We start from the raw sequence: 21,142 nt of genomic DNA on the forward strand, positions 1-21,142 counted from the left end.
GGCCGCCCTTTCGGGCGCGCTCCGGTGCCTGCACGATCATCGGAATTTCCGGTATACGTGGAAGGGAGGGCGCCGCCGGGGAGGACGGCATGGCGCTTCAAGCAAGGGGGAATACCGATGTTCGACGCGCGTCTCGTCGCTGATCAAGTCAGCCCGTTCGCCAAACCGAAGATCAGAATCCTGTTCTACACCGATGTCGTCGGCTTCTCGGGTAACGGCGGCTTCTCCTTGGGAATCATCCGTGATCTCCTTTTGGGGAATCAGCCATTCTTCGCCGAGTTCGAGATCGATTTGATCAACCGGCACGCGGGCGGGCACGCCGCCAACAAACTCACTTCCGAAGTGCTCGGCCGCTACGAGCAGGTGTGGTTCTTCGGCATCCTGCAGTCCAACATGCCGGGGGAGCCGGAAAACGAACTCGTCGACGCGGAGGTCGCCGCGCTGCGATCGTGGATGGACGCCGGTGGCGGCGTGCTCATCTGCGGCGACCACTCGAATCCGCGTCCGCCGGGCGCGGACCCGTCGCTGCCCGACTACCTGAACCTGGGGCGGGCGCTGGGGCACCGGGTCCCGCGCGCGGGTGAGCTGCGGGTCTGGAACGACCGGCCGGACGCCAGTGTCGAGTTCAGCCACAACACGCACCAGCCGGATCCGTGGGGCAGTGACATCAACAATCCGATTCCGAACGATCTCGACCCGTACCCGCAGGAGCTGATCCTGCGGAAGCGGTTCGGCAGGCCGCATGCGCTGTTCCAGGGACGGCGGGGGCCGATCACGATCTTCCCGGACCACATGCACGAAGGGCAGCTGGTCATCCCGGCGCAATTCCCGGCGGATGTCTGGCCGTCCGGCCGTGCGGGGCAGCCGAAACCCGAAATCGTCGCGCAGGGCACCGACAAGCGCAACGGCCAGGTCTACGGCGTGTCCTGTGTGTACGACGGCGCGGCCGCCGGCGTCGGGCGAATCGTCGCCGACGCGACTTGGCACCACTATTTCGACATCAACCTGTGGGGTTTCGAAAAGGGCGGCGAAGTGCTCGACCGCCTCACCGAGTACTACGTGAACCTCACGCTGTGGTTGGCGCCGAAGCCGGTCAAGCTGGAAGTGAACGCGCAGCTGCTGTACTGGCTTTCGCACAACATGAGCGTCCGCGCGGTGCTGCCGGAGGGGTTCCGGGTGCCGGGGAGCACCGCGGCGGGCCTAGTCCGCGAAGTCGGCGGGCAAAGCGTGCTCGACGACCTCGTCTGGCCGCTGGAGGGGGCACCGGGGGTTCCCGAAGAACTGCTGCTCGGCGCCGTCGTCAAGGAATCCGTCGCGGCGCTGAGCGGAGGGGACGTCTCGACGTTCGACGCCGTCGACGTCGTCGAGCGGGGCCTGCGGGCCGGGGCCGAGGAGTACGCCGCCGAGCTGCGAGCAGCGCTCGACGACGTCGAAGGCCTGGGGGAACGGCTGGCGCAGGGCATTCGCTGACGCGCCGCCGCTACCGTTGCTCGCTCGCAGAAGTCCGTGAAGGCCTCCTTCCCTCGGCTCAGCCGAGGGAAGGAGGCCTTCACGGACTTATGCGTGTGTCCCCAATGTGGCATCGGAGACGCTCAGCGTCCCCAATGCCACATTGGGGACATTCGCCCGCCAAAACGCGTCCCTCAAGGAGGCCTTCACGGACCCGGCCGGTCACACGATCGAGGCATGAGGCCCGTCTCCCGGCGTTCCGCGGGTATCCCCCGGGAAACGGAGGAGGCAACGATGCCCGACAACGAACTTCCGGGTTTCCTGATCATCGGCCTGATCTTCGTCGTCGCGGACGGCCAGGTCCTGTACCGCGGTGCCCGCCGCTTCCTGACCGCGCCGGACGCCCGCGAGGGAAGCGGGTCGGTGGCCTGGATGGTGGTGACGGTCTTCCATCTGGCGGCGATCGGGATGCTCGCGCTGCTGGCGGTCGTGGCCCCGGACTGGTCCGGTTCGACGGCCGCGTTCGTCGGCAGGCTGGGTGTGTTCCTGCTGCTCATGGCGGTGGCCCACGTGCTCACCCTGTCCGTGCTCGCCCGGCGGCGCGAGGATGACGTGGCGGTCGGCACGCGGCGGCGGAAGCGCGCGGACGACGACGTCGAACCGGTGCGGGAGCCGACGGTCACCCCGGTGCCGGGGCAGGAGGGCCGGACGCCTCGGGTGAGCCCGGATCTCGGGGACCAGGGGCCGTATCGGGCCTGAGCCCGAGCGCCGAATGGAGCTGACGCGCCCACCAGCGCACTTGCGCGGACGAGTCCTCGGCCGCGGCACCGGTGAGCCCGGCGCTGCGCCGGAAATCGCTCCCGTACAGCGGCTCCGTGGCCATCGCCTGGTGCAGGGCGGCGACGGCGAGCCGTGTGTCGTCGAGTGAGCCGCCGGGCGCCCGGAGCCGGTGGAGGGCGTCGACGACCGGGTCGAGCATCCCGCTGCCCGGGTCGCGCCAGCCCGCCGCGTGCAGCGCCACCGCGAGCTCGCCGTAGCCGTCCCGGTACAGCGCGTGCAGGGCTTCGACGAATTCCAGCAGGTCCGCGTCGTGGTCCAGCCAACTGGTGAGCAGGTCCTGAAGCGCGTCCCGGAGACGGCGGCCGCCGTGCCGGAGCAGTTCGGCGAGCAGCTTCTCGCGGTTGCCGAAGTGATGGGCGACGCCGGCGTCGGTCATGCCGACCCGCGCGGCCACGGCGCGCATCTGGACGGCGGCGACGCCGGACTCGCCGAGCAGGGAAGCGGCGGCGTCGAGGATCAGCCGCCGGGCCTCTTCGGGCGCCCGTCGTGCGCGGGAAGTCGTCACGAGCGGATCGTACCTTGATGGGCCAAGGTATCTGCGTTACCTTGACGGTCCAAGGTAAGGGGGATGCCATGCGTACCGAAATCAGCCTCGACCTGGGCGAGGTCACCCTGCGGGGCACGGTGACCGGCGCCGGTCCGACGGTCCTGCTGCTCCACGCGGGCGGGGAGCGCCGCGAGGTCTGGACGCCGGTCGCCGCGGTGCTGGCCCGGAACGGCTTCCGATCCGTGGCCTTCGACCTGCGCGGACACGGCGACAGCTCCGGCCGGGCGACCACGCTCCGGGCCCTGGCCGACGACGTGGCCGGGATGATCGCGAGCCAGCCCGCGCCGGTCGTCCTGGTGGGCGCCTCGGTCGGCGGCCTGGCCGCCATCGCGGCGCTCGCGGATCCCGCCGTCGCGGCGTGTGCGTCGGGGCTCGTGCTCGTCGACGTCGTACCCGACCTGGAGCCGGGCAGGGCGCGTTCGTGGCTGGATTTCCACGGGCTCACCGGCCGCTACACCCGCCTGGTCGACGACGTCCTCGGCTCGGGTCCCGCCCTGCTCGCCACGGCCGGGGCCGTGGATCTGCCCATCCTGGTGGTGCACGGCGGCCAGGGATCGCCGCTGCGCGACGCCGACGTCGGCCGTCTGCGCGCGGCGGGGCGTCAGGTCACCGTCGTCCGCGTCCCGTCGGCGGGTCACCTGGTGGCCAGGGACGCCCCCGAACACCTCGCGGACCTCGTGTCCGGATGGCTTTGTGGCATCGGTCACGGGGCGGTTCCGGCGTCCGGGGGAGGTGGGCAAGATCTGCGGTAGAGCTGTGCGGCGCAGGTGAGCGACAACGACGTGCACTCGGCGCTACCAGTTGGTAACTTATTGTCGGGGCATCGAAAACCCCATAAGAAGCGGCAACAACGCGCTGCCTACAATGTCGGGCATGACCCACAGCGAACCAGCGCGATCAGCTGCCCCCCGCACCGGATCGCCGGCGTCCGCCTCCTCCTCGGCCGTCTTGGCGAGGGGAATCACGATTTATGGTTGCGGATCGGACGAGGCCGCCTTGTTCCGGGAGATGGCTCCTCGTTTCGGCGTGATTCCGACCATTGTGGACGAGCCGGTATCCGAGGCCAATATCGGGCTGGTCTCCGGAAATCGGTGCATCAGTATCGGTCACAAGACCAAGGTCACGAACTCCATTCTTCTCGAACTCGGCAAAGCGGGTGTCGAATACATCTCCACCCGGAGCATCGGCTTCAACCACATCGATGTGGAATACGCGGCGAGCGTCGGTATCACCGTGGGCAATGTCGCCTACTCGCCCGACAGCGTTGCCGATTTCACGCTGATGCTGATGCTGATGGCGGTGCGTGACGCCAAGTCCATCGTCCGCCGGACCGAGGTGCACGACTACCGGCTGAACGAGGTGCGCGGGAAAGAGCTGCGCGATCTGACCGTCGGCGTGGTCGGAACAGGGCGGATCGGGGTCGCGGTGCTGGACCGGCTGCGTGGTTTCGGCTGCCGGGTGCTGGCCTACGACACGCTGCTGACCGCGTCGGCCGATTACGTCCCGCTCGACGAATTGCTCCAGCAGAGCGACATCGTGACGCTCCATGTGCCGCTCAATACGGACACATATCATCTTCTCGACCGGAAGAACATCGAGCGGATGAAGGACGGCGCGTACATCATCAACACCGGACGTGGCCCGCTCATCGAAACCGAAGCCCTCATTTCGGCGCTGGAAGACGGAAAACTGGGCGGAGCGGCATTGGACGTCGTCGAAGGAGAGGAAGGCATCTTCTACGCCGACTGCCGGAACAAGCCGCTCGAGAGCGAAACGTTGCTGCGGCTGGAAAAGCTGCCGAACGTGCTCATCAGTCCGCATACCGCCTATTACACGGACCACGCACTGAGTGACACTGTTGAAAACTCCATCATCAATTGTCTCCAATTCGAAAGCGGGAAGTAGTATGGGTAGGCTGAAAATCGGAATTCTGTTCGGCGGGCTTTCCGAAGAACATCCTATCTCCATCAAATCTGCGCGTGAGGTCCAGAAGAACCTCGACCTCGAGAAGTACGAGCCGTACTACATCGGGATCACCCGGAGCGGCTCCTGGATGCTGTGCGACGGCCCCGCCGAGGATTGGGAGAACGGGAACGTCCGCCCGGCCGTCGTGTCGCCGGACCGCGGGGTGCACGGTCTGCTCGTCCTGGACGAGGGCAAGTACGAGACGATCGCCCTCGACGTGGTGCTGCCGGTGCTGCACGGCAAGTTCGGTGAAGACGGCGCGATGCAGGGCCTGCTGGAGATCTCCGGCATCCCCTACGTCGGCTGCGACCTGCCGAGCTCGGTCATGTGCATCGACAAGTCCCTCACCTATTCCGTCGTCAACGGTGCAGGTATCGCGACGCCGACCTTCCACATCGTCACGCCGGACAAGGACGTCGACCCGGACGAGCTGAACTACCCGGTCTTCGTGAAGCCGGCCCGCTCCGGCTCGTCGTTCGGCGTCAGCAAGGTCTCCTCGAAGGAAGAGCTGCCCGCCGCGCTGGCGGAGGCGCGCCAGTACGACGCGAAGATCCTGATCGAAGAGGCCGTCATCGGCAGCGAGATCGGCTGCTCGATCCTGGGCGACGGCGAGGACCTGTTCGCGGGCGAGGTCGACCGGGTCGCGCTGACCCACGGCTTCTTCAAGATCCACCAGGAGGAGAGCCCCGAGACCGGTTCCGAGAACTCGACCTTCATCGTCCCCGCGGACATCCCGGACGAATCGCGCGACCTCGTGCAGCAGACGGCCAAGGTCATCTACCGCGCGCTGGGCTGCAGCGGGCTCGCGCGGGTGGACCTGTTCCTCAAGGAGGACGGCAGTGTCGTGCTCAACGAGGTCAACACCCTGCCCGGCCTGACCTCGTACAGCCGCTACCCGCGGATGATGAACGCCGCCGGCCTCTCGCTCGGCGACGTGATCGACCGCCTGGTGAAGCTGACGCTGGCGGGCGTGCCGAATGAGGGATGATTTCGTCTTCGTCGACGAGGTCGTCTCCGGAATCCGGTGGGACGCGAAGTACGCCACGTGGGACAACTTCACCGGCAAGCCGGTGGACGGCTACCTGGTGAACCGCGTCGTCGGCACGCGTGCGTTCTGCGCGGCGCTGGAAAAGGCGCGGGACAAGGCCGGGGAGCTCGGCTTCGGTCTGCTCCTTTGGGACGTGTACCGCCCGCAGCGCGCCGTGGACCGCTTCATGCGCTGGGCGGAAGAGCCCGAGGACGGCCGGAAGAAGGCCAGGCACTACCCGAACATCGAGCGGCCGCAGATGTTCGAACAGGGCTACGTGGCCACCAAGTCCGGGCACAGCCGGGGCAGCACGGTGGACCTGACGCTCTACCGCCTGGACACCGGTGAGCTCGCCGACATGGGCGGCGACCACGACCTGATGGACGTCGTCTCGCACCACGGTGCCGACGGTGTGCCGGAAGAGGCCGCGAAGAACCGCGCGCACCTCTGCGCGGTCATGGAGGGCTCGGGCTTCAGCTCGTACGAGTGCGAGTGGTGGCACTACACCCTGAAGGACGAGCCTTACCCGGACACCTATTTCGATTTCCCCATCGAGTAGACGGGCGCGTGAAGGCCCCCTTCCCCCGGCTCAGCCGGAGGAAGGGGGTCTTCGTGCTTTTCGGGGTGTATCCGCCCAACCGGTCTTGAACACCATTTCATCCCATGAATTGCCGGGGGCGCCACGACGTCGTGGATGGCCTGGGGCTGACCGCTTTACATCATGCCGGGCCTCACTTTGCTCTCGGCGTTCCACGCCGACCAGACCGTGGGAAGCGGGCTCGGCCGTTCGTGTGAACAAGTGCCGAAGAACGGAACGTGAACCGACGGGGGCGGTGATCCTCCGAGTAGAAGTCGGGCCGCGCGAACGGCCTAATGGAGCCTGCGAACAGCCCAATCCGGAGTGCCCGGACAAGCGTCTACGCGGGTGCTTTACTTATGTTCGCCAATCGAGTCAATACCGCATGCGGAGTTTCGGATATTGATCTTGGCGGCTCCCTTCACTACGAAAATCACACTGTTCGTCAATTGCCGACATGGATTGTTCATGCCATGCTGCACATGTGCGCATCAGCTGGGGCTGACATGGTGTGCGCGCTTTACTGGGGACAGGGGGGACGCGTCGGGTGACTCGCGACCACGAGGCAGACCAAAGACTTCACTCGCCGAACCTCTGAACCGAAACCGTAAGATCGGACATGTCCGAGACCTCGCACGAAGCGGGCAGCGGTTCCGTCAGTGTTCGTCTCGCAGATCGCCGTCGGGGCGATGGGAGGATGCCGTTCAGCTTCGGTAGTTCGTCGGAATACGCGCCGGACGGTCAACTGGGAGACCGTTGTGGCGGGCCGCTCGCACGCGGTTCCGCCCGTGGCGCTTGAGGGATCCTCACCGTCGAGGACATCCCGTCCAACGGCCGAGGCCGGCATCGGACGGGTTCATGGTGTCCAACCGCCGAAGCCGGGCAGTTGGACGGTGGGGTTTTCGTGGCGTGTCCAAATAGTTGATGAATCAACAGATTCAATGGGGGCTAGGTGGATCCGACGAGAGTTGACTTGTCCGCTCTCCCTGTCGTCGAAATCGAGCTGTCGAGACTGTCTTCTGCCTGTTCGCCGCGGACTTCGGGCGAGGATCCAGAGCACGTCGAGACACTGTTGTCGGCGGAGTGGGAGCTTCCGCCCATTCTCGTTCACCGCCCGACGATGCAGGTGGTCGATGGCCTGCACCGGCTGAAGGCGGCACGAGTCAGGGGCGATACGAAAATTTCCGCGAGGTTCATCGACGGCGCCGAGTCCGACGCCTTCGTCCTCGCGGTGGAAGCGAACATCCGGCACGGGTTGCCGCTTTCGCTCGCGGATCGGAAACGGGCGGCCGTCCAGATCATCGGGACGCATCCGCAGTGGTCCGACCGGCGGGTGGCCTCGGCGACCGGCATTTCCGCCGGCACGGTGGCGGACCTGCGTAAACGCGGCGGCGAAGGCGGCAGCGGCGCCAGGATCGGGCGGGACGGGCGGATCCGTCCAGTGGACAGTTCGGAGCGGCGGAAGCTCGCCGCCGACCTGATCCGCAACGATCCCGGTCTGTCGCTCCGCCAGGTCGCCAAGCAGGTCGGCATCTCCCCGGAGACGGTGCGGGACGTGCGCGGCAGGTTGGAGCGTGGGGAGAGCCCGACCCCGGACGGGAGCAGGAGACTGCGGACCAAGCCGGATCCGTTGAGCCTCACCGAAACCGACCTCGGTCATTCGCTGGACCGGGAACGGCTCACCGTGCTGGAGCGGCTCAAGGCCGATCCGGCGCTGCGGCTGAGCGAGGTCGGCCGGATCCTGTTGCGCATGCTCGCCATGCACTCCATGGACGGGCAGGAATGGGAACGGATCCTGCATGGTGTCCCGCCGCATCTGTACGGCGTGGTCGCCGGTTTCGCCAGGGATCACGCCCGGGTTTGGGCGGGGTTCGCGGATCATCTGGAGAACCGGGCGACCGATCTGGCGGCACGATGAGCGCCGGCGGCATCGGGTAGGCACGGGCAGGGCGAAGGGGACTTTTCCGCTCCACGCGGTGAAAGTCCCCTTTTCTCGCGCCCGGTGCCCAGGCCCCGTCGCTCGACATCACCGGGTGGGCGGCCTAAGAAGTAGCTGTGACCATCGAGAAGGCGCTTGTCGTCGGCACCGGCCTGATCGGCACTTCGGCCGCGTTGTCCCTTCGGGAAAAGGGTGTGGCGGTTCATCTCTCCGACATCGACGCGCAAGCCGTCCGGGTGGCGCGGGAGCTCGGCGCCGGGCGCGAATGGACCGGCGAGGAAGTGGATCTGGCGGTGATCGCCGTTCCGCCGCAGCTCGTGGGCGAGCGGCTGGCCGAACTCCAGAAGCAGGGCGCGGCACGGGCGTACACCGACGTGGCCAGCGTCAAGGTCGATCCGATCGCCGACGCGGAGCGCCTCGGCTGCGACATGACCTCTTACGTACCAGGGCATCCGCTCGCCGGCCGGGAGCGCTCCGGCCCGGCGGCCGCCCGGGTGGGGTTGTTCGCCGGCCGCCCTTGGGCGCTGTGCCCTGGCCCCGGAACGGGAGCCGAGGCGCTGCGGCTGACCCGCGAACTGGTGGCGTTGTGCGGGGCCGAGGTCGTCACCGTCGGTGCCGCCGAGCACGACTCGGCGGTGGCGCTGGTGTCGCACGCCCCGCACGTGGCCGCCTCGGCGGTGGCGGCGAGCCTGGCCGCCGGCGACGACGTCGCCCTGAGCCTCGCCGGGCAGGGGTTACGGGACGTCACACGGATCGCGGCCGGAAATCCTTTGCTGTGGCGGAGGATTCTCTCCGGCAACGCGGTTCCGGTGGCGGCGGTGCTCGACCGCATCGCGGCCGATCTCGCCGCGGCGGCCACCGCGCTGCGCGCCGGTGACCTGGACGATCTGACGGAACTGCTGCGCCGGGGCGTGGACGGCCACGGCCGGATCCCGGCCATCGGGTAGCAAGTCATCGTGATTCAGCACCGCCCAAGCGTGTTTGGAACCGGAACTCGCGTGCTCGGGGGCGGAACACGCAGGTCCTTTGTGGACGAACAGACCGTGGTGTTCCCGGGGCCACTCGTGGACATCGACACGATTCAGCACGATTGAGCTCGCCGACTTCGTGCGTGAGAGGGATGCCCAAATGGAAGTAATGTTGCGCTTCGGGGCGTCGCCCAAGAGCGATGACGACCCCGATCCCTGGTCGAACCGGGTCCGCCCCGGGACGGTGCGCAGAGTCCTCGCGTACTTCCGTCCCCATGTCGGCAAGGTGGCGCTCTTCGTCCTCATCGCCGCGATGGAGGCGTTCGTCGTCATCGCGACCCCGTTGCTGATGAAGGAACTCATCGACGGCGGCATTCTCAAGAACGACTTCGGTGTCGTGATCCTGATGGCGGTCCTGACCGCCGGGCTGGCCGTCGCGGGCGCGTTGTTGTCGCTGATGTCGGCGTACGTCTCCGCGAAGATCGGGGAAGGCGTCACCTACGACCTCCGGGTGCAGGCGCTGGATCACGTCCGGCGGCTGCCCATCGCGTTCTTCACCCGCACCCAGACCGGGGTGCTGGTCGGCAGGCTGCACACCGAGCTCATCATGGCGCAGCAGGCGTTCGGGCATCTGCTGATGGCGGCCACCAGTGTGGTCACCGTCCTGTTGGTGCTGGCCGAACTGTTCTACCTGTCCTGGCTCGTCGCACTCGTCACGCTGGTGCTGGTGCCGCTGTTCGTCGTGCCCTGGATCTGGGTGGGCCGGATCATCCAGCGGCGCACGGGCACGTTGATGGAGACGAATGCCGGTCTCGGCGGCCTGCTGCACGAGCGGTTCAACGTCCAGGGCGCGATGCTCTCCAAGCTCTTCGGCCGCCCGGACGAGGAGATGGCCGACTACCGCACGCGCGCCGGGAAGATCCGCAAGATCGGCGTGAGCATCTCCATCTGGGCCCGGATGTCCTTCGCCATGATGGCGCTGATGGCCTCGATCGCCACGGCGGTCGTCTACGGCGTCGGCGGCGGGCTCGTGATCGACGGTGCGTTCCAGCTCGGGACGCTCATCGCCATCGCCACCCTGCTCGGGCGCCTGTTCGGGCCGATCACGCAGCTGTCGGGGATGCAGGAGACCGCGCAGACCGTCGTGGTGAGCTTCTCCCGGATCTTCGAGCTGCTCGACCTGAAGCCGCTGATCCAGGAACGCCCGGACGCGAAGGAACTCGAAAAGGACGTCGCCCCGGGTATCGAGTTCGACGACGTGGCGTTCCGCTATCCCACCGCGGACGAGGTCTCGCTGGCGTCGCTCGAACACCTGCGGACCAAACGGGAACACGGCGACGTCACGGCGGACGTCCTGCGCGGCATCAGCTTCGAGGCCCCCGCCGGAACGCTCACCGCACTCGTCGGCCCGTCCGGCGCCGGCAAGAGCACCATCACGCACCTGGTGTCGCGGCTGTACGACCCGAATTCGGGAGCGGTCCGCTTCGACGGCCACGATCTGCGCGACCTCACCTTCGACTCGATCCGCGGGACGGTCGGGGTGGTCAGCCAGGACGCCTACCTCTTCCACGACACGATCCGGGAGAACCTGCTCTACGCCCGCCCGACGGCCACCGAGGACGAGCTGATCGAAGCCTGCAAGGGGGCGCAGATCTGGGAGCTGATCCAGTCCCTGCCCCGCGGGTTCGACACCGTGACCGGCGATCGCGGCTACCGCATGTCCGGTGGGGAGAAGCAACGGCTCGCCATCGCGCGGCTGCTGCTGAAGGCGCCCACCGTCGTCGTGCTCGACGAGGCGACCGCGCATCTGGACTCCGAGTCGGAGGCCGCCGTCCAGCGGGCGCTCAAGACCGCGCTGCGCAGCCGGACGTCGCTGGTGATCGCGCACCGGTTGTCCACGATCCGCGAGGCCGACCAGATCCTCGTGATCGACGGCGGAACGGTCCGTGAACGCGGCACGCACGACGAGTTGCTGGCGCGGGGCGGGCTGTACTCGGAGCTCTATCACACGCAGTTCGCCAGGCCGGAGAACAACGCGGCCAAGCCGGAGCCCGAGGAAGACGAGTTCGACGAAGAGCCTGAACCGCTGGACACCGTGGTCTACGGAGGATGACGATGAGTTCCGCAGCGCAGGCCGCGTCGACGGTGCCGGCCCTCTTCGCCCGGCAGGTGGACCGGGCACCGGACGCGGTGGCCGTGGCCGACGGGGACCGGATCCTCACCTACCGGGAGCTCGACGAGCTCGCGGGCAGGCTGGCCGGGCGGCTGATCGCCCGCGGCGCCCGCCGGGTCGCGGTCATGCTGGACCGCTCGGCGGAGCTGCTGGTGGCGCTGCTCGCCGTCTGGAAGGCGGGCGCGGCCTACGTGCCGGTGGACGCCTCGTATCCCGCGGCGCGGGTGGCGTTCATGGTCGAGGATTCGGGCGCGTCCCTGATGCTGTGCTCCGCCGCGACCCGCGACGGCGTCCCGGCGGGGATCGAGTCCGTGCTCGTCACGGACGAGGCGGGCGAGGCCGCGGTCGTCCAGGCGAGCCCGGAAGACCTGGCGTACGTGATGTACACGTCCGGGTCGACGGGCAAGCCGAAGGGCGTGGCGGTCCCGCATTCCAGCGTCGCGGAACTGGTGGGGGATCCCGGCTGGGCGATGGAACCCGACGACGCGGTCCTCATGCACGCGCCGCATTCCTTCGACGCGTCCCTGTGCGAGATCTGGGTCCCGCTGGTGTCGGGTGCCAGGGTGGTGATCGCCGAGCCGGGGCCGGTGGACGCCCGGCGCCTGCGGGAGGCGGTCGCGGGCGGGGTGACGCGGGCACATCTCACCGCGGGCAGTTTCCGTGCGGTGGCGGAGGAAGCGCCGGAATCGTTCGCGGGTTTGCGCGAGATCCTGACCGGTGGGGACCTGGTGCCCGCGCACGCCGTGGACCGCGTCCGGCAGGCCGCGCCGGGCGCGCGGATCCGGCATCTGTACGGGCCGACCGAGACGACGCTGTGCGCCACCTGGTTCGTGCTCGAACCGGAGGACGAGCCGGTTCCGGTCCTGCCGATCGGCCATCCGCTTTCCGGCCGTCAGGCCTGGGTGCTGGACGACTCGCTGCGGCCGGTGGCGCCGGACGTGGTCGGCGAGCTGTACCTGTCCGGCGCCGGTCTCGCCGACGGTTACCTCGCCCGGCCAGGGCTGACGGCCGAGCGGTTCGTGGCGGATCCGTTCGCGCCGGGCGAAAGGATGTACCGGACCGGCGACCTCGCGAAGTGGACGCCGGACGGTGAGCTGCTTTTCGCGGGCCGCGTGGACGACCAGGTGAAGATCCGCGGGTTCCGCGTCGAACCCGGCGAGGTCGAGGCCGCGATGACCGCCCAGCCGGACGTCCACGAGGCCGTCGTGGTGCCGATCGACGGACGGCTGATCGGGTACGTCGTGGCGGACGTCGATCCCGCCCTCGTCCGCGAGCGGCTCGGCGCTGTACTGCCGGACCACCTCGTTCCCGCCGTGGTGATGACGGTGGACGCGTTGCCGCTCACCGGCAACGGCAAGGTCGACCGGGCGGCGCTGCCCGCCCCCGACTTCACGGCGAAGGCGGGCGGACGCGAACCCGTCACCGAGACCGAGCGTGTCCTTTGTGGACTATTCGCCGAAGTGACCGGTTCGGCCGGTGCGGGCGTCGACGACGGCTTCTTCGCACTGGGCGGGGATTCGATCCTCGCGGTGCGCGTGGCGGCCCGGGCGGCGAAGGCCGGTCTGCTGGTGACGCCTTCGCAGATCTTCCGGGAGCAGACCCCCGCGCGGCTGGCCGCGGTGGCGGGTGCCGTGGCGGCCGACCGGCAGGTCACCGGCCCGCTGATCGAGCTGACCGCGGAAGACGAAGCGGAACTCGCGGCCGCGGTCCCGGACGCCGTGGAGGTCTGGCCGCTGGCGCCGCTCCAGGCGGGCCTGCTCTTCCAGACGACCCTCGACGACCAGGGTTCCGACATCTACCAGACCCAGTGGATCGTGGAGCTGACCGGCGAGCTGGACGTCGCCAGGCTGCGTTCGGTGTGGGAGGCGGTCTTCGCCCGGCACCCCGAGCTCCGGCTGACCTTCCACCGGCTCGCTTCGGGCAAGGCGGTGCAGGCCGTCGCCGGCCACGTCGACCTGCCGTGGCGCGAGGTCGATCTCTCCGGCACGGACGTCGAGGAGGCCGTCAAGGCGTTGTCCGCGGCGGAGCAGCGGGACCGGTTCGATCTCGCCAAGGCGCCGCTGTTCCGGCTCGTCCTGATCAAGGTCGGTGAAGACCGGCATCGGCTGCTCGTGGTCAATCACCACATCCTGACCGACGGCTGGTCGGTGGCGGTGATCCTCAACGAGGTGTCGGCGGCTTACACCGCCGGGGGATTCCCGGAGCGGACCGCCGCCTCGTACCGCGACTACCTGGCGTGGTTGGACAGGCAGGACAAGGAAGCGGCGCGCACGGCGTGGCGGGCGGAGCTGTCCGACATCGACGTGCCCGCGCTGGTCGCCAAATCGGACGCGGCGACGGACTACGACTACCGCGTCACCCATCTCGCGCCGGAGCTCTGCACGCGGCTCACCGATTTCGCCCGCGACCACGGCCTGACACTGGCGACGGTGGTGCAGGGCGCGTGGGCGCTGGTGCTGGCGCGGCTCGCGCGGCGGACCGACGTGGTGTTCGGCACCACGGTCGCCTGCCGTCCCGCCGAACTGCCCGGTGTGGAGGCGATGCCGGGGCTGATGATGAACACGATCCCGGTGCGGGTCTCACTGGACGGCACACAGTCCATAGTGGACATGCTCACCGGCCTGCAGCGGCGCCAGGTCGCCCTGATGCCGCACCAGCACCTGGGATTGACGGAGATCCAGAAGACGGCCGGACCCGGCGCGATGTTCGACACGCTGCTGGTGTTCGAGAACTACCCGCGGGACTTCGCCGACCAGTTCTCGTATCTGGGCACGGTCGAAGGGACGCACTACCCGGTGACCGTCGGGGTGATCCCGGGCGACGAGTTCCGGATCCAGCTCGCTTATTGGCGCGGGCAGATCGACCGGGCCGTCGCCGATTCCCTGCTGGACTGGTTCGCCGGCGCGCTCGGCGCCGTCGTCGAGGATCCGGCCGCCCTCGTCGGGCGGACCGGAATGGGCGAGATCCCGTTGCCCCGCTGGGAACCCGCGTTGCTGGACGGCGTGCCGCTGCCGGAGCTGATCGGGCGGATGGCGGCCGAGCGGCCGGACGCGGTGGCGGTCACGGACGGCGAAGGCGACCTGACCTACGCGGAACTGTGGGACCGGGCGACGAGGTTCGCCGCGGTCCTGCGGGCGGGCGGGGTCGACCGCGAACGACGGGTCGGGCTCGTGGCCGGACGGTCCGCGTGGTGGCTCGTCGGGATGCTCGGGGTTTCGCTGGCGGGCGGCGTCTTCGTCCCGGTTGATCCCGCGTATCCGGCCGAGCGGGTGAAGCTGATCTTCGGCAGCGCCGATCCGATGCTGGTGGTGTGCCAGGGAAAGACCCGCGACGCGGTGCCGGAGGAGTTCGCCGACCGGATCGTCGTGCTCGACGAACTCGACCTGGCGGCGGCCCCGGAAGCGAGTTTGCCGAAGGTGGGGATGCGCGACGCGGCGTACGTGATCTACACGTCGGGCTCGACGGGGACGCCGAAGGGCGTCATCGTCACGTACTCGGGCCTGGGCAACCTGGCGATGGCGCATATCGAACGGCTCGCCGTGACGCCGTCGTCCCGTGTCCTGCAGTTCGCGGCGCTCGGCTTCGACACCATCGTGTCCGAGGTGATGATGGCGTTGCTTTCCGGGGCGACGCTGGTGATGCCGCCGGACGAGGATCTGCCGCCGCAGGCGTCGTTGAGCGACACACTGGAGCGCTGGGACGTCACGCATGTGAAGGCGCCGCCGTCCGTGCTGGCCACGGTGGACGTCTTCCCGCCCGGGGTGCGGACGGTGACCGCGGCGGGCGAGCTCTGTCCGCCCGGGCTGGTGGACCGGCTTTCCGCCGACCGCCGGATGCTCAACGCCTACGGGCCGACCGAGACCACGATCTGCGCGACGGTGAGCATGCCGTTGTCGCCGCACGGCGAGGTCATCCCGTTCGGCGGGCCGATCGCCGGTGTCCGCGGCTATCTGCTGGACGCGTTCCTGCGCCCGTTGCCGCGGGGTGTCGTCGGTGAGCTGTATCTGGCCGGAATCGGGGTGGCGCGGGGATATCTGGGCCGCGCGGCGCTGACGTCCGAGCGGTTCGTCGCCGATCCGTTCGTCCCCGGCGAGCGGATGTACCGGACGGGCGACCTCGCCTATTGGACGGACGAGGACGAGCTGGTGTCCGCCGGCCGGGCCGACGACCAGTTGAAGATCCGCGGGTTCCGCGTCGAGCCGCGCGAGATCGAGTTCGCGCTGTCCAACAACCCGCGCGTCACCCAAGCGACGGTGACCGTTCGCGAGGGTCGTCTGGTGGCCTACGTGTCGCCGGGCGACGTCGACCCGGAGGCGCTGCGGACCGAACTCGCCGAGCGGATGCCGGCGTACATGGTGCCCGCGGCGGTGATGGCGCTGGACGTCCTGCCGCTGACACCGCACGGGAAGATCGACCGGAAGGCGTTGCCCGAACCGGATTTCTCGTCGAAGACGGTCGGCCGGGAACCGGCGAACGAGGCCGAACGGATCCTGTGCGAGGTCTTCGCCGAGGTGCTCGGGCTGGCGCGGGTCGGCGTCGAGGACAGTTTCTTCGAACTGGGCGGGGATTCGATCTCGTCCATGCAGGTCGCGTCCCGCGCGCGTCGTGACGGTATCTCGCTCACGCCGAAGCAGGTGTTCGAGCACCGGACTCCCGAACGGCTCGCGCAACTGGTGACGCTGGTTCCCCAGCAGGAGTCGGCCGTGGCGGCCGATGGTGTCGGTGAAGTCGCGATGACACCGGTGATGCGGCTGTTCGGGGACGGCGTCGCGGCGCCAGGGTTCGCGCAGTGGATCGTCCTGGGTGCTCCCGCGGATCTGACGGAAGAGACGTTGACCGCGGGCCTGACGGCGGTGTTGGACACGCACGACATGCTGCGGGCACGGATCGTCGACGGACGGCTGGTGGTCGGCGAACGCGGTGTGGCAGGGACTTTCACGCGGGTGAAGGTCGAAGGCGAGCTGGACGAGACCGCCGCCGCTCGGGAGGCCGTCGGACGCCTGGATCCCGCCGCCGGGGTGGTCGTCCAAACCGTGTGGTTGGACGCCGGACCGGAGCGGGTGGGCCGGATCATCGTGGTGGCGCATCACCTCGTGGTCGACGGGGTTTCGTGGCGGGTCCTGGCGGCGGATCTGCAGGCCGCGTGCGAGGCCGCCGCCGCCGGGCGGAAACCGGAACTGGAGCCGGTGGCGGTGTCCTTCCGGCGGTGGGCGGGGCTGCTGGAGGAATGGGCCGTCTCCGCCGAGCGGGTCGCGGAACTTCCCGCGTGGCAGGCGATTCTCGGAACCGGGAATCAGCAGGCTGCGGTGGGCGAGGTGCGCTCGCGGTCGTGGGTGGTGCCTTCGGCGGAGACGTCGGTGCTGGTCGGGCGGGCCCCGGTGGTGTTCCACTGCGGGGTGCACGAGGTCCTGCTGGCCGGGCTCGCGGGAGCGGTGGCGAGGTGGAGCGAGACGGACTTGGTGCTGGTGGACGTCGAGGGCCACGGTCGTCATCCCGCCGAGGGCATGGATCTGTCCAGGACGGTGGGCTGGTTCACCAGCACGCATCCGGTCCGCCTCGACGTCTCCGGGATCGACCTGGCCGGGGTGCTCGCCGGGGACGCGGCGGCGGGGACGTTGCTGAAGGTCGTGAAGGAACAGTCGCGTGCGGTGCCCGGCGACGGGCTCGGGTACGGCTTGCTGCGCTACCTCAACGCCGAGACCGCGCTCTCGCTGGCGGAGCTGCCGTCGGCGCGGATCGGGTTCAACTACCTCGGGCGGTTCGCCGCCGGTGACGGTGGCGACGTGCGGGCTTGGCAGCAGACGGGCGAGATCGGCGGCTCCGTCGACGCGGACATGCGGCTGCCGCACGGGTTGGACGTCAACGCGATCGTCCAGGACCTGCCGGACGGGCCGGAACTGATCCTCATGCTCGAATGGTCGGACGGCGTGTTCGACGAGGCCGGGATCGAACGACTCGTCCAGGAACTGCTGGCCGTGTTGTCCGGGCTGGCCGCCCAAGCGGAAGACCCCGCCGCGGGCGGGCACACCGCATCCGATTTCGGTCTCCTCGAATTGGACCAGGACGAGATCGAGAGCTTCGAAGCATTGGCAGCGGAACTCAGCGAAGGCCGGGCATCGTGAACACTTCGACGAACACTGGATCGGCACTGGCCGAAGTCTGGCCCCTCTCCCCGATGCAGGCGGGCATGCTCTACCACGCCTCGTTGGACGACGAGGCACCCGACATCCATCTCATCCAGCAGTCGCAGATCATCGACGGCCCCCTGGACACGGAACGGTTCCGGAAGTCCTGGGAGCTCGTCCTCGCCAGGCATGCCGCGCTGCGGGCGAGTTTCCAGCGGAGGAAGAACGGCGAGACGATCCAGCTCATCCCCCGGGAGGTCAAACTCCCGTGGGCCGAACGGGATCTGTCCGATCTGTCCGAAGAGGACGCGCTGGCCGAGGCGACCGTGATCGCGGAGAAGGAACGTTCCACGCGCTTCGACCTCACGCGGCCGCCGTTGCTGCGGTTGATGCTGATCCGGCTCGGCCCGGACAAGCACTGTCTGGTGACCACGAGCCATCATCTGCTCATCGACGGCTGGTCGCGGGCGATCATGGAGGCGGATCTCCTCGAGATCTACGCGACGGGTGGCGTCGCGCGTGCCCCTGGTTCCTACGGGAACTACCTGGCCTGGCTGGGAAAGCAGGACAAGGAGGCCGCCAAGGCGGCTTGGCGCGCGGAGCTGGACGGCGCCGACGGTTCGGCGCTCGGGCTGCCGGAAAACCCCGGGAAGGCGCACGGGCTGCCGTCGAGCGAAGTGGTCCGTCATTCGCCGGAGTTCACCACCGCGCTGGCCGAATTCGCTCGCGGCAACGGTTTGACGTTCAACACGCTCGTTCAGGGCGCGTGGTCGCTGGTGCTGGCGAGGCTTTCCCGCCGTCAGGACGTGGTGTTCGGCGCGGTGGTCTCCGGACGGCCCGCGGAACTGCCCGGTGCGGAGCAGACCGTGGGCCTGTTCATCAACACCGTGCCGGTGCGGGTGCGGTTGGACGCGGCTCAGCCGGTCTTGCGGATGCTCACGGAGCTGCAGGGGCGGCAGTCGGAGATGATGGCGCACCACCATCTCGGCCTGCCGGAGATCCAAAAGCTGGGCGAGGCGGGTTTCGACACGATCGTCGTCTTCGAGAACTACGCCGACCCGGCGAGCGACTCGCCGTCCGCGCTCAGCCTGACGTTGCGGGACTTCAACCAGGCGACGCCGTACGCGATCACGCTGGGTGTCATGCCAGGAGAAAGCCTCGAAATCGAACTGCAGTATCACGCGGACGTCGTCGGAGACTCCGTCGCCAAGGCGGCGCTGGACGGGCTCACCCTGGTGCTGGAGCAGATCATCGCGGAGCCGGGAACGCCGGTCGGCAGGCTGGACGTACTGGACGCCGCCGGGCGGGCGCTGGTGGTCGAGCGCTGGAACGAGACGGACGACATCGTCGGCGCGGCGTCGGCGGTGGAGATGTTCGGCCGTCAGGTGGACCGGACCCCGCACGCGACGGCGATCGTGGCCGCGGACCGGGAATGGTCGTTCGCGGAACTCGACGAATGGTCCGGGAAACTCGCCACGGTGCTGACCGCCCGGGGCGTGCGGCGCGGCGATCGTGTCGGCGTGGTGGTCGAAAGGTCGGCGGAGCTGCTGGCGGCCTGGCTCGCGGTCTGGAAGGCCGGGGCGGTGTACGTGCCGATCGATCCGGACTATCCGGCCGAGCGGGTCGCGTTCATGCTGGAGGATTCCTCGGCGGCCGCGGTGGTGTGCCGGGTCGGGACCGCGACGCCGGCCGGATATCAGCGGATCCTCGTGGACGATCGCGTTTCCGGTGAGGCTTCGCTGGTGCCGGTCGGCGCGAACGACTTGGCGTACGTGATGTACACGTCCGGGTCGACCGGGACACCGAAGGGCGTGGCCGTCTCGCACGGCGGCGTCGCGGCGTTGCTGGGGTACAAGGTGTGGGACCTGCACCCCGGCGACGCGGTGCTGATGCACGCGCCGCATACGTTCGACCCGGCGTTGTACGAGGTCCTGGTGCCGCTCGTGGCGGGGGCGCGGGTGATCCTCGCCGGCCCCGGCGTGATCGACGCGGACCGGCTCGCCGCCCACGCGGCGGAAGGTCTCACCTCGGTGAACTTCACCGCCGGCCAGTTCCGGGCGCTGGTGCAGGAGAAGCCGGATTGCTTCGCGGGGCTGAGGTACTTCCAGACCGGCGGGGACGTGGTGCCGCTCGGTGCCGTGGAGCGGGTGCGGCAGGCGTGCCCGGACCTGCGGGTGCTCCATACTTACGGTCCGACGGAAACGACGTTCTGCGCGTCGTGGAAGGTGATCGAGCCCGGTGACGAACTGGGGACGACGCTGCCGATCGGCAAACCGCATCCGGGACGGCGGCTGTACGTGCTGGACGTCTTCCTGCGGCCGCTGCCGCCGGGCGTCGCGGGCGACCTGTACATCGCGGGCGCCGGGGTGGCGCACGGCTACCTGGGCCGGACCGCGCTGACGGCCGAACGGTTCGTCGCCGACCCGTTCGCGTCCGGCGAGCGCATGTACCGGACCGGGGACCTGGCCTACTGGAACGACGAAGGTGAGCTGGTCTTCGCCGGACGGGCGGACACACAGGTCAAGATCCGCGGCTATCGCGTGGAACCGGGCGAGGTCGAGGCGGTGCTGGCAGACCAGCCGGGTGTCGACCAGGCGGTGGTGGCGGTCCGCGACGGACGGCTGATCGGGTACGTCGTGTCCGGCGCCGGGGTGGATCCGGTGCGGCTGCGGGAGCGGATCGCCGGGCTGCTGCCGGAGTACATGGTGCCGTCGGTGGTGATGGCGCTGGCCGCGCTGCCGGTGAACGCGAACGGCAAGGTCGACCGGAAGGCGTTGCCGGAACCCGATTTCAGCGGGCACATCGCCGGCCGGGAACCGGTCACGGAGATCGAACGGCTGCTGTGCGAGCTGTTCGCCGAGATGCTCGGGCTGGCGCGGGTCGGCGCGGACGACAGTTTCTTCGAGCTGGGCGGCGATTCGATCGTCTCGATGCAGCTGGCGGCGCGGGCGCGGCGCGAGGGGATGACCTTCGGCGCGCGGGAGGTGTTCGAGTACCGGACCCCGGCGGGGCTCGCGTCGTTCGTCGAGCTGGGCGAGGAGCCGGACGAGGTCCCCGCGGCGCGGAAACCCGCCGCCGACTTCGAACTGGTCGACATGGGCAAGGACGAGATCGAAGAATTGGAGTCGGAGTTCGACACCGTGTGAGGCTCGCTTTTCGCCTTGGGGTCGTGAGTGGCGTTTCGGGTTAGAACCCGAAACGCCACTCACGACCCCGGTGAGGCCAACGATGTCTGGACGAAGGGGACTTTCGCCGCATGGGATGCGGTGAAAGTCCCCTTCGGCACATCCGGCACCGGTGGGCTTGTCGCGAAAGCCACTTTCGGGACATCAGACGTCGCGAAAGTGGCTTTCGCGACACGGTTTTGGCCACGTGAAGCGTTGCGAAAGCCACTTTCCCAACCTTCAAGGTTGCGAAAGTGGCTTTCGCAACACCGTCGGCTGGACGCCCCCGCGCCGAACCGTGGCCTGGTGACCTTGGGTAAGGGGTGTGTGGAAATAGGGACACTCAACGTCCCTATTTCCACACACCC

12 protein-coding genes are annotated in these 21,142 nt (G+C 68.8%); 11 read left to right on the top strand and 1 reads right to left on the bottom strand.

Going from position 1 to position 21,142, the window contains the following annotated elements; all coding sequences use genetic code 11:
* Positions 1-117 precede the first annotated feature (117 nt).
* Positions 118-1,470, top strand: a complete 1,353-nt coding sequence (locus AB8M46_RS36085; protein WP_125735627.1) for a hypothetical protein — start codon at positions 118-120, stop codon at positions 1,468-1,470.
* Between the two features lie 273 nt (positions 1,471-1,743).
* Complete coding sequence (locus AB8M46_RS36090; RefSeq protein WP_350593662.1) at positions 1,744-2,208, top strand: hypothetical protein; 465 nt, start codon at positions 1,744-1,746, stop codon at positions 2,206-2,208.
* On the opposite strand, the gene AB8M46_RS36095 is transcribed toward AB8M46_RS36090, so the two are convergent.
* Positions 2,129-2,794 carry a TetR/AcrR family transcriptional regulator gene (locus AB8M46_RS36095; protein ID WP_394363082.1) on the bottom strand — a complete coding sequence of 222 codons (666 nt, stop codon included), beginning with the start codon at positions 2,792-2,794 and terminating at the stop codon, positions 2,129-2,131. The genes AB8M46_RS36090 and AB8M46_RS36095 overlap by 80 nt on opposite strands.
* 68 nt (positions 2,795-2,862) lie before the next feature.
* On the opposite strand from AB8M46_RS36095, the gene AB8M46_RS36100 reads away from it, so the two are divergent.
* From AB8M46_RS36100 to AB8M46_RS36140, 9 genes are all read left to right on the top strand, one after another.
* Positions 2,863-3,588 (top strand): alpha/beta fold hydrolase, encoded by a 726-nt coding sequence (locus tag AB8M46_RS36100; RefSeq protein WP_394363083.1) that lies wholly within the window; start codon positions 2,863-2,865, stop codon positions 3,586-3,588.
* 121 nt (positions 3,589-3,709) lie between these two features.
* A complete protein-coding gene (vanH, locus tag AB8M46_RS36105; protein ID WP_081976009.1) occupies positions 3,710-4,741 on the top strand; it encodes a VanH-AOV family D-lactate dehydrogenase in 1,032 nt (343 codons plus the stop codon).
* A 1-nt stretch (position 4,742) separates the two neighbouring features.
* Positions 4,743-5,789 (top strand): D-alanine--(R)-lactate ligase VanA-Ao2, encoded by a 1,047-nt coding sequence (gene vanA-Ao2 / locus AB8M46_RS36110; protein ID WP_037346376.1) that lies wholly within the window; start codon positions 4,743-4,745, stop codon positions 5,787-5,789.
* On the top strand, positions 5,779-6,387 hold the full coding sequence (gene vanX / locus AB8M46_RS36115; protein WP_378428454.1) for a D-Ala-D-Ala dipeptidase VanX: 609 nt from the start codon (positions 5,779-5,781) through the stop codon (positions 6,385-6,387). Before vanA-Ao2 ends, vanX begins: the two co-directional genes overlap by 11 nt.
* 1,138 nt (positions 6,388-7,525) lie before the next feature.
* On the top strand, positions 7,526-8,323 hold the full coding sequence (locus AB8M46_RS36120) for a winged helix-turn-helix transcriptional regulator (RefSeq protein WP_037346381.1): 798 nt from the start codon (positions 7,526-7,528) through the stop codon (positions 8,321-8,323).
* A 137-nt stretch (positions 8,324-8,460) separates the two neighbouring features.
* On the top strand, positions 8,461-9,291 hold the full coding sequence (locus AB8M46_RS36125) for a prephenate dehydrogenase (RefSeq protein ID WP_394363084.1): 831 nt from the start codon (positions 8,461-8,463) through the stop codon (positions 9,289-9,291).
* Positions 9,292-9,472: 181 nt separating this feature from the next.
* Entirely contained in the window at positions 9,473-11,425 is a 1,953-nt protein-coding gene (locus AB8M46_RS36130; protein WP_037346384.1) for an ABC transporter ATP-binding protein, read from the top strand.
* Between the two features lie 2 nt (positions 11,426-11,427).
* Entirely contained in the window at positions 11,428-17,607 is a 6,180-nt protein-coding gene (locus tag AB8M46_RS36135; RefSeq protein ID WP_394363085.1) for an amino acid adenylation domain-containing protein, read from the top strand.
* Positions 17,604-20,756 (top strand): amino acid adenylation domain-containing protein, encoded by a 3,153-nt coding sequence (locus AB8M46_RS36140; RefSeq protein ID WP_394363086.1) that lies wholly within the window; start codon positions 17,604-17,606, stop codon positions 20,754-20,756. Before AB8M46_RS36135 ends, AB8M46_RS36140 begins: the two co-directional genes overlap by 4 nt.
* Positions 20,757-21,142: the final 386 nt, after the last annotated feature.

It is taken from the genome of Amycolatopsis sp. SB7-3, assembly GCF_041021335.1.
Taxonomy (GTDB): Bacteria; Actinomycetota; Actinomycetes; order Mycobacteriales; family Pseudonocardiaceae; genus Amycolatopsis; species Amycolatopsis japonica.

Excerpts from the sequence above, each read along its gene's own strand:
- vanA-Ao2 (WP_037346376.1), top strand. The coding sequence starts at position 4,743 with ATGGGTAGGCTGAAAATCGGAATTCTGTTCGGCGGGCTTTCCGAAGAA.
- AB8M46_RS36090 (WP_350593662.1), top strand. The coding sequence starts at position 1,744 with ATGCCCGACAACGAACTTCCGGGTTTCCTGATCATCGGCCTGATCTTC.
- AB8M46_RS36130 (WP_037346384.1), top strand. The coding sequence starts at position 9,473 with ATGGAAGTAATGTTGCGCTTCGGGGCGTCGCCCAAGAGCGATGACGAC.
- AB8M46_RS36135 (WP_394363085.1), top strand. The coding sequence starts at position 11,428 with ATGAGTTCCGCAGCGCAGGCCGCGTCGACGGTGCCGGCCCTCTTCGCC.
- vanX (WP_378428454.1), top strand. The coding sequence starts at position 5,779 with ATGAGGGATGATTTCGTCTTCGTCGACGAGGTCGTCTCCGGAATCCGG.
- AB8M46_RS36085 (WP_125735627.1), top strand. The coding sequence starts at position 118 with ATGTTCGACGCGCGTCTCGTCGCTGATCAAGTCAGCCCGTTCGCCAAA.
- AB8M46_RS36100 (WP_394363083.1), top strand. The coding sequence starts at position 2,863 with ATGCGTACCGAAATCAGCCTCGACCTGGGCGAGGTCACCCTGCGGGGC.
- vanH (WP_081976009.1), top strand. The coding sequence starts at position 3,710 with ATGACCCACAGCGAACCAGCGCGATCAGCTGCCCCCCGCACCGGATCG.
- AB8M46_RS36120 (WP_037346381.1), top strand. The coding sequence starts at position 7,526 with ATGCAGGTGGTCGATGGCCTGCACCGGCTGAAGGCGGCACGAGTCAGG.